The sequence below is a fragment of the Streptomyces sp. NPDC032721 genome (assembly GCF_055579625.1).
This window is the reverse complement of record NZ_JBVIMX010000003.1, coordinates 376580-391054: the sequence shown is the minus strand read 5'-3', so window position 1 is coordinate 391054 and position 14475 is coordinate 376580. Positions and strand designations below refer to the sequence as shown.

At 71.5% G+C, this 14475-nt stretch carries 14 protein-coding genes and 1 pseudogene; 7 read left to right on the top strand and 8 right to left on the bottom strand.

Annotation, left to right across the window (positions count from 1 at the left end):
* Positions 1–748 precede the first annotated feature (748 nt).
* From ACZ5PB_RS09935 to ACZ5PB_RS09910, 6 genes are all read right to left on the bottom strand, one after another.
* On the bottom strand, positions 749–1243 hold the full coding sequence (locus ACZ5PB_RS09935) for a hypothetical protein (protein ID WP_468689460.1): 495 nt from the start codon (positions 1241–1243) through the stop codon (positions 749–751).
* 576 nt (positions 1244–1819) lie between these two features.
* The gene (locus ACZ5PB_RS09930; protein ID WP_468689458.1) at positions 1820–2491 is read right to left on the bottom strand and encodes a CBS domain-containing protein; all 672 of its coding nucleotides are present in this window, start codon (positions 2489–2491) and stop codon (positions 1820–1822) included.
* A gap of 91 nt (positions 2492–2582) precedes the next feature.
* Entirely contained in the window at positions 2583–3047 is a 465-nt protein-coding gene (locus ACZ5PB_RS09925) for a Crp/Fnr family transcriptional regulator (RefSeq protein ID WP_468689456.1), read from the bottom strand.
* Positions 3048–3229: 182 nt separating this feature from the next.
* Entirely contained in the window at positions 3230–3763 is a 534-nt protein-coding gene (locus tag ACZ5PB_RS09920; protein ID WP_468689454.1) for a flavodoxin domain-containing protein, read from the bottom strand.
* Between the two features lie 16 nt (positions 3764–3779).
* Positions 3780–4511, bottom strand: coding sequence for a CBS domain-containing protein (locus tag ACZ5PB_RS09915; RefSeq protein WP_468689453.1), 732 nt, complete (start codon positions 4509–4511; stop codon positions 3780–3782).
* 70 nt (positions 4512–4581) lie between these two features.
* Complete coding sequence (locus ACZ5PB_RS09910; RefSeq protein ID WP_468689451.1) at positions 4582–7308, bottom strand: bifunctional acetate--CoA ligase family protein/GNAT family N-acetyltransferase; 2727 nt, start codon at positions 7306–7308, stop codon at positions 4582–4584.
* Positions 7309–7617: 309 nt separating this feature from the next.
* Between ACZ5PB_RS09910 and ACZ5PB_RS09905 the strand changes: the two are divergent.
* From ACZ5PB_RS09905 to gap, 7 genes and pseudogenes are all read left to right on the top strand, one after another.
* Positions 7618–7674, top strand: a pseudogene (locus ACZ5PB_RS09905) (hypothetical protein); the annotation flags it as partial.
* A 122-nt stretch (positions 7675–7796) separates the two neighbouring features.
* Positions 7797–8003 carry a hypothetical protein gene (locus ACZ5PB_RS09900; protein ID WP_468689449.1) on the top strand — a complete coding sequence of 69 codons (207 nt, stop codon included), beginning with the start codon at positions 7797–7799 and terminating at the stop codon, positions 8001–8003.
* Positions 8004–8302: 299 nt separating this feature from the next.
* Positions 8303–8623 carry a hypothetical protein gene (locus tag ACZ5PB_RS09895; RefSeq protein ID WP_468689448.1) on the top strand — a complete coding sequence of 107 codons (321 nt, stop codon included), beginning with the start codon at positions 8303–8305 and terminating at the stop codon, positions 8621–8623.
* Positions 8624–8884: 261 nt separating this feature from the next.
* The gene (locus tag ACZ5PB_RS09890) at positions 8885–9766 is read left to right on the top strand and encodes a universal stress protein (protein ID WP_468689447.1); all 882 of its coding nucleotides are present in this window, start codon (positions 8885–8887) and stop codon (positions 9764–9766) included.
* Positions 9767–9810: 44 nt separating this feature from the next.
* Complete coding sequence (locus ACZ5PB_RS09885; RefSeq protein ID WP_468689445.1) at positions 9811–10653, top strand: universal stress protein; 843 nt, start codon at positions 9811–9813, stop codon at positions 10651–10653.
* A gap of 63 nt (positions 10654–10716) precedes the next feature.
* Positions 10717–11703 carry a universal stress protein gene (locus ACZ5PB_RS09880; protein ID WP_468689443.1) on the top strand — a complete coding sequence of 329 codons (987 nt, stop codon included), beginning with the start codon at positions 10717–10719 and terminating at the stop codon, positions 11701–11703.
* A 62-nt stretch (positions 11704–11765) separates the two neighbouring features.
* The gene (gene gap / locus ACZ5PB_RS09875; RefSeq protein WP_468689441.1) at positions 11766–12776 is read left to right on the top strand and encodes a type I glyceraldehyde-3-phosphate dehydrogenase; all 1011 of its coding nucleotides are present in this window, start codon (positions 11766–11768) and stop codon (positions 12774–12776) included.
* Between the two features lie 8 nt (positions 12777–12784).
* Here the strand turns inward: gap and ACZ5PB_RS09870 are convergent, their stop codons facing one another.
* Entirely contained in the window at positions 12785–13558 is a 774-nt protein-coding gene (locus ACZ5PB_RS09870; protein WP_468689438.1) for an Acg family FMN-binding oxidoreductase, read from the bottom strand.
* A 223-nt stretch (positions 13559–13781) separates the two neighbouring features.
* On the bottom strand, positions 13782–14411 hold the full coding sequence (locus ACZ5PB_RS09865; RefSeq protein ID WP_468689437.1) for a hypothetical protein: 630 nt from the start codon (positions 14409–14411) through the stop codon (positions 13782–13784).
* Positions 14412–14475 lie beyond the last annotated feature (64 nt).

Genomic DNA, 14475 nt, shown 5'->3' with positions numbered 1-14475 from the left:
AATACACCCTCCTCCTCCTTTTTTTTTTTGTGCCTTCTCTTCGCCCCCCCCCCCCCCCCCCCCCCACGGTGCTACCGGCGCGGCACTGTGCCGTGCGACCGGGCGCCCGCCCGGAAGCCAGCGAGGCAGCAGCTGGCACGCAGCTGCCCGCACGCGTGCGGGCAGCACAACTGCACTGGGAGCGTTCCGCCCTCGTTACTGCCCGGTCGTGTCGCCTTCGGGCCCCTGAGTCGTCTTCGGACCAAGTGTCCGGCTTGGCGCAGCGGAACCCCCTGCCGTGCTTCGGCGGTAGCCCGCCCTGGGGACAGGCCAAGCCGTGCTCCTTGAACGAGAGCTTCGGACAGTGCATCACCCGGTCTGAACGCGTCCGCCCCAGCACCTTGATGCGGAGACCGCCGAGGCGGTAGGGCATGCGCAGGGCGTCGTAGCCTGCAATGAAGAGCAAACCGAGCACACCCGGCAGACCCAGAACCGGCCAAGGTGTGCTCGGTCAGCTGATCTCGTCGGCTGGGCTGCGGTGGGTCGGGGTGCGCCCGCGGCGGTGCCGGGAGGCGGGTCGAGAACCGCCGGGTCACGTCCGTCGATCGCACCCCACAGGCGTGCGGCGACCAGCTCCGACATGACGAGATCGGCAAGGCTGCCATGCCTCAGGACCACCGGAACCGCCACGGTTACCTCGGTGCCACAGTCGCTGGTGACTTAGTGCACACTGATCAAATTCGCAGGTCAGATCCCCTACTCAGCGGCCTCAAGGATCGCGACGCACTCTATGTGATGGGTCGTACGGAACAGCTCCAGGCCCCACACCTCCCCCACTTGACAACGAACATTGGCAACATCCGTAAGTGCAGGGGTATTTCCGAGGCACGATTTCTGTATCACCGAAATAAACGAAACCCTCGCGGGCATTCGCTGCGGTACCGCTCCGACAGGCCCGCACCGGTAACAGCGGCCGGATGGCCACCCACTCCGCGTCCGCCATGGCCGACGGATACCGGCGCACCCGATCGGGATGATCGGCCGCGTTGCCGTACATCTGCGCGAGCCAATCGCACGACCCGGCGGGCGAGTTGAAGTCGCGGACGGGTTCACCGATCCAAAGGTCCCATGTACGCACCGTCCAGTCCTTGCCTGCGCTGACGATGACGGGACGCCCGTCCAACTCGGTGCAGCAGAACGCCATGGCGGGGCCCTCGTGCCCGCTGAACATCTTGCCCTGCTGACGGCCGGCGGCGAGGTCCATCGGATGAGGGTGCCGTCGCGCGAGGCGCTCACCGCGACGGGAAGCCGGGGGAGTTCGGCGCACGTGGTGGCGTACATGAAGCCGTGGTGGCCCGACAGGGACCCCAAAGCCAGGTGTCCGGTCCGCGGGTCCCACACGCAGGACGTAGCGCTCGGACTGCCCGGGCCGGTTGCGCCCGGTCCCCGTGACAACGAGCGGACGCCCGTCCAGCACGGTGCACGCCACGGCCAATACCTCAGCGCTGTGGACGAGGGACTCCGGTACGGGACGCACTGGGGGCCGGGCATGCGGATGAAGCCGGGGATGCTGGACGTCAGCGTTCCGCTCTCGGACCGCTCGCGGGTCGACATCCAACTCCATTACGTGACGGTGTCATTGGTGCCCGGAGAGTCCCGCCGACTGGCGCTGCCCCTGTATCCCTCCGGGGCCCTTGGGCGGCAGCCCCGGCGGAGTCCGCCCCCGGCCGCACGGGGTACGAGCCCGGCCGCGCCGTAGGCCTGCTTGAGGTGCCCCAGGGTGCAGGGCGACCCGTCCCGGCCCGGCACCCAGGCGGGTGGGCGAAAGCGCCGCACTCGGTCAGCGGGACATGTCCGGTGCCGTGAGGTCCATGCGTACGTCCACGATCCCTTCCACTGCCTGGGCCAGCTGTGCGGCCACCGGCACCAAGCGGCGGTCGTGCATGGTGCCGCGGATGGTGACCACGCCGTCCTCGACGGAGGTGCTCACGTCCTGCTGAGGGAAGAGCGGGGCGAGTACCTGGTGTACTTCTGTGGCGAGTTCGGCGTCGGGGCGCAGGAACACCTTGAGCAGGTCGCTTCGGCTGACGACGCCCTGGAGGATGCCGATGCGGTCGATCACCGGCAGCCGTTTGACATCGCGCCGGGCCATGATCCGGGCGGCCTGGGCGAGTGTGGTGTCCGCGTGCACGGTCACGGCGGGTGTGCTCATCAGATCGCCCGCGGTCGTCGCCCCGGCCTTGGCCACTGCGACGAGGCGCTCCACCCTGGTGACAGCCGACTGCGGCTCAGACAGCGAGAGTTGAGGGCCCTCGTCGCGGAACTCCTCCTTGGGCAGCAGGTCGGCCTCCGAGACGACGCCGACCACGCGCCCCTCGCCCTCCAGCACGGGCAGGGCGCTGACTTTCCACTGGTCCATCAGTTCGACGATCTCCTTGAACGATGCATCACGGCCGATGGAGACGACGGTGTGGGTCATGACGTTGCTCACGGTGTGCGGAGAGCTGGGCACGGTGGGTCTCCTTCTGTGCAGTCGGGCGGTGGTGAGGTCAGTGGACACGGGCAGCGCGGGAGGCGCGCAGGGGTGCGAAGGTGCGCCGGGCTCAGCGCCGGACGCCGGTCCCGCTGCCGTAGGGGGCGTACAGGTCCAGCAGCCGGGTGCGGGCGGACTGGAGCCGGTGCGCGAGGACGCGGCCGACCCATTGGCTGAGCGCCGCGCCCAGGGCGGGATCGTCCTCGCACATGCGCCGGACGTCGGGGGCGTCGAACTCGTAGGCCCTCACGGGGCTCTGGGCCTCGGCCCCGAGCTGCCAGACGTACGGGCTGAACAGCCAGGACCATCCGACGAGTTCCCCGTGCCCGAGGGTTTCGATCACGGGAGCGCGCCGACCGGGCACATGTATGTCCAGGGTGACCGAGCCAGTGCGCACGATCCAGAACCTGTCTGCGTGGCCGCCCTCCTCGAAGAGCCGGGCACCGACCGGGAAGGAGACCTCGCGGGCGAGGTTCATGAGACGTTCCCGGTATTCGGCGGGCAGTGCGTTCAATGAGGTGCTCCTGGGGATCATTGTTCCGTCTCTCTTTCCTTGTGCTCGGTTTCCCGAGGGGCGCGGAAACCGGCTGGAGCCGCATTCGTCGCTGCCGCTCCCGTCGGCTGCCGCTCTGTTCGGTTCCAGATTCGGTGGTACGGGAGCGAGAAGGCAGGGCCCGTCCGGCCCTCGTCACGGCCGGACGGCCCCGGTCGGCGGGCTCACGGTGTCAGCCCTTGTTCCTCCTGGGGAGCTGCGAGCAAGCTACGGAGTTCCGTGGCGGTGCCGCGGGCCCAGGCGGTGATACCGGCGAAGTCGCGGAAGTCGCCGCCCTTCCCGGAGTCGACGATCATCCGGGCCATCCGGCCCTTCGCGTCCGCCTTGAGGCAGCCGCCGAAGGTGGTGTGTTCCCGCGCGTCGATCCGGTTCTGGATACGCCGTGCGGCCGGGACCGGCGGGATGTCGCGCTCGGCCGCACTCGCATCGAGCGGGCCGCTGCTGAACAACCACACCGGGCGGGCAGCCAGTGCCGCCTTCTGCCGGGAGGCGAACCGGCGGGCGTCCTTGCGCCACCGGCCCGCGTAGAGCGCGCTGCCGAGCACCACGGCGTCGTACTCGCGTACGTCACCGGCTCGTGCCGCGGGGCGCAGGTCGGCGAGGAAGCCTTCCTTCTCCAGGGTTTGGGCGATGGCCCTGGCCACTTCCTCCATGGATCCGTTCTTCGTCGCGTACACGACGAGCACCTTGATCGTCATCGTGGGCCGTCCCCTCTCAGAGTTTGCGGAGCCAGTCGCCGGCCACGCCCTGCAACGCCTGCTCGGTGGGGCGCAGGTGCGAGTCGTCGGTGCGGTAGGTGAGCTTGTCGACGACGGCGACGACACCGTCGACCTCTCGGGTCATGTACACCGCTATCGGGATCTCGCTGAGGCGCTCCAGCTCGCCCTCCAGGGTCACGACTCCGTCCGTGACCGAGACCTTGACGGACCGCGGGGGCAGCCAGAGGGCGCGTACCAGCACCTCTTCGATCACCTCGTGGCGGATAGCCTCATCCGGGCGCAGGAACACCTGGAGCAGATCGCGGCGGGTGACGATGCCGACGAGCCGGTCTTCCTCGTCGACGACGGGCAGCCGCTCGACCGAGTGCCGGGCCATGATGCGGGCGGCCTCGGCGATGGTGTTCTCGGCGTGGACGATGACAGGGGGCGTGGACATCAGCCCGGTTGCGGTACGCGCCTGCGCCTTGCGGCGTTCGGTGCGGGCGGCGGGAGTGATGCGGGGCGGGTGGAAGCGGGGCGCGGGCTGGTACGGGTCGGGGGCGGCCGCCTCGCGGACCAGGAGGTCCGTCTCGGAGATCACGCCGACCACGTGGTCGTCGGCGTCGACGACGGGCAGTCCGCTGATGCCGTGCTCGGCAAGGAGCCGGGCCACCTGCTTGTACGGGGTGTCGGGCCGGGCGGTGACGACGTCACCGGTCATCACGGAACCGATCTTGCTGTGCTTCATCACGGTTTCCTTTCGGGTTCGACGGCGCGGTGGCCGGGGGTTTCGGTCCGTGCAGTGCGGGGGCTGCCGTTCAGCGCAGTCGGCGCAGGTACGGGTCGTGGGTGGTGCGGGGCAGCAGCCTGATCCGGGCGTCGAGTGCGGTGACGCCGTCCGGCCGTGCCAGTACGGGGTTGAGGTCGGCCTCGGCGAGCTGCGGCAGGTCGCAGGCCATCGCCGACAGCCGTGCCAGGACCTGTTCCAGCCCCTCCAGGTCCACCGGTCCCTCGCCGCCCTCCCCGAACAGCAGCGGGGCGCAGCGCGGTACGGTGATCAGGTCGTGGAGATCCGTGTCGGTGAGCGGAGCGAGGCGGGCGGCCCGGTCGTCCAGTACGTCGGTGGCCGTGCCGCCCAGTCCGAACATCACCAGAGGGCCGAACACGCCGTCCTGGACGACGCCCGCGAACAGTTCGGTGCCGCGCGGGGCCTGCGGCTGGACCACCACCCCGGTCAGCAGCCCCTCGAAGCGGGTCTCCAGGTCCCGGTAGGTGGACCTGATCTGTGTGTCGCCGCGCAGGCCGAGGAGGACGGCGTGCTGGGTGCTCTTGTGCAGCAGGCCCGGCCAGTGCGCCTTGAGGACCACCCGGCCGTCGTCCCCGGCAAGCCGTTCGGCGGCGAGGACGGCCTCGTCCTCGGTCTGCGCCCAGGCCCAGGGGATCTGCGGGATGCCGTAGCAGCCGAGGAGGTCTGCGCAGGCAGCCGGATCCAGCCAGCCGCCCTCGGGGTGTGCGGCCAGCCACGCCTCGGCGACACCGTGCGCACGCGGAGGGTCCACTCCGGTGAGGGCGGGGACGGTGCCTGGCTGCCGGGCCAGCCACCGGGCGCGCAGGGCGGCGTGCGCCAGAGCGCGGGCGGCGGCCTGCGGGTCGGCGTAGGCGGGCACGGAACCGCCGTCTGCGCAGGTCAGGAGGGTGACCTGGGTGTCCTGGTCGAGGCGGACCGCGGCGAGGGTCCGGGAGCGACGGGCCGCGGCCCGGGTCAGGGCCCGGACCGGGTCGTCGCCGGTCGCCGTGGCGACCGCGGTGGGCACCAGCGCCACCAGCACGGCGTCGACGCCCGGGCACTCCGCGAGCAGGTCCACGCATTCCTTCAGCTGCTCCTCGGTGGCCGCCGCGGTGGCGTCCACCGGATTGGCGACCGAGGCGCCCTCGGGCAGTACTGCTGCCAGGCGCTCTCGTACGTCGGGCAGTACTGCTGCCAGGCGCTCTCGTACGTCCGGCCCGAGCTCGGGCACCTGGAGTCCGGCCTCGGCGCAGGCGTCGGCGGCCAGGACGCCCGCCCCTCCCGAGTTGGTGACGATCGCGACGCGAGGTCCGGCGGGCAGCGGCTGGGAGTGGAACAGGGCGGCGGTTCCCAGGAGTTCGCCGATGGTGCGAGTGGCGGTGATGCCGGCCTGGGTGAACAGCGCCTGGCGCGTCACGGTCGGGGCGGCGGCCGCGGCGGTGTGCGAGGCGGCGGCACGGCGTCCGGTTTCGGTGTGGCCCGCGTCCACGGTGAGGACGGGGATGCGCCGCGTCACCCGGCGGGCGGTGCGGGAGAAGGCGCGCGGGTTGCCGAACGACTCCAGGTGCAGCAGGGCCAGGTCGGTGCGCCCGTCCGACTCCCACCACTGGAGCATGTCGTTGCCGCTGACGTCGTACTTGTCGCCCAGTGAGACGAAGCTGGAGGTGCCAAGGCCCAGCCGGGACAGTCCGCTCAGCAGGGCGATGCCGACTCCGCCGGACTGCACGGCCACGCCGACCGTGCCGGGCGTGGGGTGATGGGCGGCGATGGTCGCGTCCAGCGAGATCCCGCGTTCGGTGTTGACGATGCCAAGGCAGTTGGGGCCCGCCAGCCTCATCCCGTAGCTCCGGCACACCGTCAGGAGATCGGCGCCCAGCCGGGCGTCGATGCCGGAGGAGGCCACGACCAGCGCGCGCACTCCACTCTTGCCGCATTCCTCGGCGACGGGCAGCAGGGCGGGTGCGGGCACAGCGAGGACAGCCAGGTCGGGGACCCGGGGCAGCGTGGTGACCGACGGGAAGGAGGGCACGCCCAGCACGGAGTCCACGTGCGGGTTGACCGCGAAGAGCCAGCGGGGAAAGCCGCCGGTGCGCAGGTTGCGCAAGATCGCTCGCCCCACCGAACCGGGCTTGCGCCCCGCGCCGACCACGGCGACGGTGTCCGGCCGCAGCAACGGCTCCAGACTGGCCAAGTCGGCGATGCACCCACGGGTTTCGACTGCGGCGAGGTACGTCTCGTCCTCGTCCAGACGGATGGTGCAGTGCAGTTCGGGTCCGTCCAGCCGCCGGGCGACGGCCAGGCCCAGGTCGGCGAAGACCTCCAGGACCTCGCGGTTCTCGGCAAGCGCGACAGCGGTGAATACGGTGATTCCGTCGGCGCGCGCGGCCGAGACGAGATGCTCCAGCAGAAGCGTGCCGATGCCCCGGTGGTGCAGGCCGTCGGCGACGGTGAGGGAGAGCTCGGCGGTGACGGGCTCCTCGGTGGTCTCGTACTCGGCCAGGCCGATCACCCGGCCCCGGGCCTCGGCGAGCAGCGCGCGGTACCCGGGCCGGGCCGGGCTGCTCGCCCGGTCCGCGGCCTGTTCGGCGGAGCGGCGGCTCGCGGCGAAGAACCGCAGCCTCAAGTGCTCCGGGCGCATGGCCTCGTACATCGCGCGCAGCGCGGCCCGGTCGTCCGGGCGGGCGGGCCGGATGCACGCCGTCGTGCCGTCCGCGAGCAGGGCGTGGGCCGGGGCGCCGGGGCGGGTGCCGTCCGTCATGGTGAGCCTCCCGTGAATGCGTTGACGTTTCGAGCTTCCGGCGGGGCCGATGCTGCGGGGAGGGGCGGCACGGGGTACTGCCGGGGGCCGACCGGCCCTGCCTGGCAAGGCCGGTCGGTTGCTTCCGACGGGCCGGAGAGCGGGTCTCCGGCAGGGCCGGGGGCCGTCGGACTGCGCGCCGAGGGTGGGTGCCGTGCCACGGCGAGGGCTGCGGGACAGACGCCGGCAGGTGCGGCCAGGCAGCACGCACCCCGAAACCCCCGCCACGGAGGAACGGTTCGGGCCCTCCTGGAAGCCGCCCCCGACGCCATGGTGATCGTGGACGCCAGCGGCGTCTTCCGCCTGGCAAACACCCAGACGGAGACGTTGTTCGGATACCGGCATGACGAACTGCTCGGCCGCCCCGCCGAAATCCTGGTGTCCAGCGCTTCGGGGACCAGCACCCGGGCCAGCGGCTGGGATACACAGCCAGCCAGCAGGTCCGTCCCATGGGCGCGAACCTCGAACTGTATGGACTGCGCCGGGACAGTGCGGAGTTCCCGGTCGAGATCAGCCTCAGCCCCTTGGAGACACCCGAGGGCACCCTGGTCTCCCCCGCCATCCGCGACGTCAGCGAATGCAAGGCCGCCGAAGCCCAACTGGCCCAGTTCTACGACGAGCAGGGCTTGTCGCTCTCACACTGCAGCGCAGCCTGATCGGCTCCCCCGCCCCCTGCCTGGCGTGGACGCCTCCAACCGGTACTTCCCCGCGCGGCAGGGCCCGGGGGTGGGCGGGGACTGGTTCGATCTGACCCGGGTCTTCGTACCTCCCGCCTCGGTCCTCGCCCTCTATACCCACGGCCTGGTGGAGACGCCGACCAGCGACATCGAGGAGCAGATCGACGCCCTCGCCATCGCCCTGGAGAAGGCCATCGCCGACACGTCCGTGTCTGGAGGCAGCCGCGGACTCCCTACTCGCCAAACTGCTGCCCGGCCCTCAGGAGTACGCCGACGACGTGACCCTCCTGCTCGCGCGCATCCCCCCTGCGCCGACGACCGTCGTGTCCGGGCTCCTGAAAGCGCAGCCGGTCAGCGTGGCGGACGGCCGCCGCTTCCCGCGCCGCACCCTGCGGGAGGGGGACTGCGAAGAGCTCGTCGACACCGCCTGCCTCCTGGCCTCCGAACTCCTGGCCAACGCAGTGCTCCACGCCTGCGACTGGGGCATCGTGCCGACGCGAGCAGGCAAGACCGTGTGGTTCGCGCTCCCCTTGCCATGCCTTTCCGGGAGCCGGGAACACACCGGAGCGGAAAAGGCCGGGCCCCGCCGGGGCAGCTGACACCTGTCGGCCGGGCGGCACAGGTGTACGGGAGGACAGGAGTCCGGGAAACGGGAGCCACGGGCACCGCGGGGTCGACCGAGAGGGACACGCACCGCTGGCTCCGGGGCCCCGCCCGACGCCGCGCCCTGCGACGGACCACGCGAGAGAGGGCCGAAAGGCCCGGGACAGGGCCGGTTATCCCCTCCCCCGGCCGGCTCTCCGGTGGAAACGTCCGCAGCAGAGCCTCGACCTGGAGGCGTATCGGAAGGCGGTGTCACCGTGCGCAAGCCGCTAGTCGTCGGAGTGGACGGATCGGAACCGAGCCTGGCCGCCCTCGACTGGGCCGCCGACGAGGCGGCCACGCGCGAAGCGCCGCTGCTCGTCGTACACACCCGGCAGTGGGAACCCTATCCAGCCCTGGAACTGGCCCACCGCACCAAACCCCCTTGCCTCCACTCCTCCGCCGACGATATCGCCGCCCGCGCGGTGGAACGCGCGCTGCGCCGTCGACCGGCGGTGGAGGTGACGAGCAAGGTACCCGCCGACGATGCGGCGTACGCGCTCGTCCAGCTCAGCGAACAGGCCGAAGCCGTCGTGGTCGGCAGCCGGGGGCACGGCGAACTCGCCGAACTGCTCCTCGGGTCGGTGAGCCTGGCAGTGTCCGCCCGCGCCGCGTCCCCGGTGATCGTCGTCCGCGGTGCCAAGTGGATGGCGGAGCAGAAAGCACGTCCCCTGCGCACGGTCGCCGTCGGCGTGGACGCTCCCGAAGAGGCATCGTCCGCGCTGGAGTTCGCGCTGCGCGAGGCCCGGCTGCACGGTGCGTCGGTGTCCTTGGTCCACGCGTGGCGCTGCCCCGCCCAGGAGGTCCCGGACTATCCGATGGCTCACTCCGACGACCATCGTCTGCGGGCGGAACGCCAGGTCGCGGCGGCTCTTGAGGCCGCGCTGTCCGCCCATCCGGAGCTCGCCGCCGTCACCGTAGGCAGCAAGGTCGTGGAGGGACCCGCGCGTACCGCGCTGCTGGACGCCTCCCGCACCGCGGACCTGCTGGTGGTCGGCGCCCGACGCCACAAGGGGCTCGTCGGAATGCAGCTCGGCCCCGTCAACCACGGCGTGCTCCACCACGCCGCCTGCCCGGTCGCCGTCGTCCCGCACCCCTGAGCACGTCCGATGGCGCCCGCACCCACACCCACGGAGGTGTCACCATGTTCGACCCGCCTGTCATCACCGTCGGCGTCGACGGTTCACGCGAAAGCCTGGACGCCGCCGACTGGGCCGCCCGCGAAGCCCTGCTCCGCGGACTGCCCCTGCACCTGGTACACGCCGCCGGTCCCCCCGGACCCCCGACGGCCGGCAACGGCACCCGCCGCAGGAGCGGCACTCTCGACCGGGCCGCCGTGCACCTCTCGTTCGCCCACCCCGCACTACGCATCGTCGCGGAACAGGTCCCCGGCCCTCCCGTGGAAGCCCTCACGGACCTGGCCGAGACCTCGGACCTGCTCGTCCTCGGCTCACGAGGGAACAGCGCGCTGACCGGGCTCATGGTCGGGTCAGTGGCCCAGGCCGTCGCCGCGCGTGCCGCATGCCCCGTGGCTCTCGTACGGGCCGGGGAGCAGCCGCAGGATGAACGGCAGGGTGCGCCGGACGCCCCGTACCACCCCGTCCTTCTGGGCGTCGATCTGGACCGCCCCTGCGACGAGTTGCTGGCGTACGCCTTCGAGGCGGCGGCCACCCGGCGCGCCTCTCTCCACGTGGTGCACGCCTGGACACGGCCCCGCACGCCCTCCTCCCTCCTGGAAGACCCGGAAGAGGACAGGAAGCGTCGGCTCGCTGCGGTACTCGCTCCGTGGCAGCACAAGTTCCCCGAGACACAGGTCGTACAGCAGGCGGTTCACGGCCGGGCCGGTCATCATCTGCTGCGGGCATCCGCCCGCGCGAGTCTGCTCGCCGTCGGCCGCCCGGCCGAAGCCGGACCACACCTCGGACCCACCGCTCACTCCGTGATCCACCGCGTCCTGTGCCCCGTGGTCGTGGTGCCGCACGAGTGAACGAGCGAGAGGGGTGTCCTAGCTGCAATCCACGCAGACAGAGCCCGCGAACTGGGGGCACGCATGGTGCCGTTGCCCCCCCCCAGACGGCCCCCCCGGTCTCCCTCCGCGACCCGGAGCGAACGGGCCGCGGTCGTCGCCGGGCGACCCTGCGGAGATGCCGCAGCGGAGGTCGTTCCGCCCCTGAGGGCCCAGCAGCACCTCCTCACGAGCACTGTCCGAGCAGAAGCCAGGAACCGGAAAGAGCATGAGGCCGCCCGGCGCGGGCTGCCCCTGAGGCTCGTCCACGCCTCGCTGTGGGAACGCTATGAGAGCGCCGCCCACAGCTACGACTTCGCGGGCGCGAGCAGGATGAGCGTCGCGGAGCGCACCGTCACCGCTGCGGGCGAGCATGCCCTGAAGCGACAGACCGGCCTTGAGGTGTCCACCGCAGTGGTCCCCGAGGATCCGGAGACGGCCCTCCTGCACGAGGCAGGCGGGGCCACGGCACTGGTCACCGGCTCGCGCGGACTCGGCTCGCTCGCCGAACTCCTCCTGGGCTCGGTGAGCCTGACGGTCGCGGCCCGCGCCCAGTGCCCCGTCGTCGTGGTGCGGGGCAGCAAGGCCAACCGCGACGGGGTCTACGGAAAGGTCCTGCTAGGAGTCGAGCACGCGGCCCCTGCCCCGAGCTCCGTACGATTCGCCCTCGACGAGGCAAAGACCCGCGGCTGTGCACTTGGAGCGGTGACTGCCTGGCGTAGCCCCGCCCAGGACCCGCGCCTCCTCCCATCGGCGTCCGCCCAGTTCGCCCGTACCCACGAACAACAGGCCAGGGCCCGGCTCGACGACGCACTGCGCGCCGCCGACAGCTATCCCGGCATCCGGCTGGACCGCACCACCGTCGAAGGCCCTCCCCACCGGGTACTGCGCGACCTCACCGCCACCGCCGACCTTCTGGTCCTCGGCGCCCACCGCCGGCACAACCGTCTGGGCCTGCAACTCGGCCCGACAGCTCACGCCCTGCTGCACCACTCCCAGTGCCCGGTGGCCATCGTGCCGAGCCAGGACTGACCTGAGCCGCGCACCTCTGACACCGCTGGACCACAACAAGACAAGTGACGAGGAGCACCCCCATGACCGTACGAGTGGGCATCAACGGCTTCGGCCGCGTCGGCCGCAACTACCTGCGCGCCCTCCTGGAGCGCCCGGACATCACCGGGGTGGAGGTGGTGGCGGTCAACGACCTCACCGCGCCCGCCACCCTGGCCCATCTCCTCAGCTACGACTCGACCTACGGCCGGCTGGGCCGCCCCGTCACCCACGACGGCACCTCCCTCACCGTCGACGGCCGGCGCATCGCCGTCACCGCGCAACGCGACCCCGCCTCCCTCGACTGGGCCGCCCACGAGGTCGACATCGTCATCGAGTCCACGGGCCGGTTCCGCGACCGCACGATGGCGGCGCTCCACCTGAAGTCGGGCGCCCGCAAGGTGCTCCTGTCGGCCCCCGGCAAGGCCTCCGACCTGACCGTCGTCATGGGCGTCAACCACGACACGTACCGTCCCCTGGAGCACCACGTGGTCTCGGGCGCCTCCTGCACCACCAACTGCGTCGTCCCCATGGCCACCGTTCTGCACGAGCGCTTCGGCATCGCCCGCGGCCTGATGACGACCATCCACGGTTACACCAACGACCAGGCCCTCCTCGACGGCCCGCACACGGACCTCCGCCGGGCCCGCTCGGCAGCCGTCAGCATCATCCCCACCAGCACCGGAGCCGCCCGCGCCGTGGGCCTGGTCGTCCCCGAACTCGCCGGCGTCCTCGACGGTCTGGCCGTGCGCGTCCCCGTCGAGGACGGCTCCCTCACCGACCTCACCGTGGTGCTGGAACGCGAGACCGACACCAACGAGATCAACGCGGCGTTCGCCGAAGCCGCAGCAGGCACCCTGCACGGGATCCTGCGCGTCGCCGACGCCCCGATCGTCTCCCGCGACGTCATCAAGGACCCTGCGTCCTGTCTCTTCGACCCCGGCCTCACCCAGGCACAAGGCAACCTGGTCAAGGTCTTCGGCTGGTACGACAACGAGTGGGCCTACAGCAACCGCCTCCTCGACCTCACCGCCTACGTCGCCGAACGGTTGTAGGCACGAGGTCAGACGATGCCGAGGACGTCCCGCACGGGCCGGTGGGGCGTCGCGGGTCCGGGCGGGCCGTAGCTCAGACGCAGCACCATCTGGACCTGTCCGCTGCCCAACACCGGTTCCCTGGCCGGTGCGCGCAGCTCGGGCACGTCCAAGCCGTGAGGGGTCAGCGAGGTCGCCAGATCGCCGGGGTGGCCTCCGGCAGGACGCGCTCCAGTGCCTGCCCGGCGTGCAGCCAGTCGGCAGGACCGTCGCCGCGCGTGCTGAGCAGGGCGACGTGCGGGTGGAACTCGAAGGCGGTGGTGCCACGGTCTGCCACCGGGGCGCCGTCCGGCGAAGTCCTGTACGGGGGCGTTGCCGTCACGTTTCTGTGGGCCGAAGGCGTACTCGGGAACACCGTCGACAGGGGTGTTCGCCTCCGGTCCCAGCCGGGTCCAGCGCAGCAGGTCCTCGTGGGCGCCCGGATCCGTGAGGCCGCGTCTCTCCGCGTCGTGCACCAGGTCGAGAAGGGTCTCGGCATGCCAGGGACCGGGAAACGACAGGGAGGCTCCCTCCTGTGCGGTGGCGCCCCGCAGAGCGGCCCGCACCTCGTCGGGGCGGTCCTTCTCTGCGAAGGGGTAGCGGCTCGTGCGCCGCTGCCGGATCGCCGGGTGCAGCCTCGCCAGGCACTCGTCGCGCGCTCCGTCGGCCGGGCCGCTCCGGTGGACGGCCGCGGGCAGGGAAGGGTCGTCGGCTTCGGCCACCAGTGTGGTCACCGTCTTGTCGTCGAGCGTTCGCGACACCACGGTTTCCTCCTTGCCAACCACCGGGCAGCACAGACCTGGACCACCGTGCACCCCGCAGGGCTGATGCGGACCCCACGGAGTTCGGTTCACCCGCTGTTCGTCGGCGAACCTCGGAGCGACAGGCGGCACGCGCCTTGCCCGTGGCCTGTTCGGGCGACGGGCAAGGCGGGCGCAGGCCCCCCGGAGGCCGGTGCGGTCGCTCCTTCGAGGCATCACTCGGCTCTCAGAGCAGCCAGCGGTTCCGCCCGACGAACGGCAGCCGCGCCCACGTCCTGCCCAGTCCCCAGGTGGCGCCGGCGCCCGCGACGGCCAGGGCGATCAGGACGACCGCGTAGAGGAGGTGGTAGTCGGCGAACGGGTTGGTCGACATGCTCGGTGCGCCGTCGGAGAGGTACCTGGCAGGCGGCCATTCGGCGACCCACATCAGCGCCATCATGGCGGTGCCCGCGACGGCGGCGAGGCGCAGGCCGATGCCCGCGGTCAGGGCGAGACCGACGCCGAGCAGACCGAGCATGAACAGCCAGTCCGCCCAGCCGGCTCCGGCCCAGTCGTGGAACGTGGACTCCATCGGCCCGACCGCCACGCCACCGAGGAAACCCTTGGTGGGCGAGCCGCCGTCGATCCAGCCCCGGCCGGAGGCAGTCGCGTACCCGAGGCCGAAGGTCTTGTCCAGGAACGCCCACAGGAAGACGAACCCGGTCAGAAGCCGCAACCCCGCGAACACGCGCGCCCGGGTCGCCGTCGCGGCGGCAGTCGTCACGTCGGCGGGGGCGGACGCAGGTGCCGTGGTGGCCTTGTGCAGGGACGGGAGACGGAAGCCGCGGTGCCGGTGGGGGTGGGGGTGCACTGCCATGATGCTCATCCCTTTCGAGGAGTACGACGCGCAGGAGGTGAAGTGCTTTCGTTGCGCCTTCAAT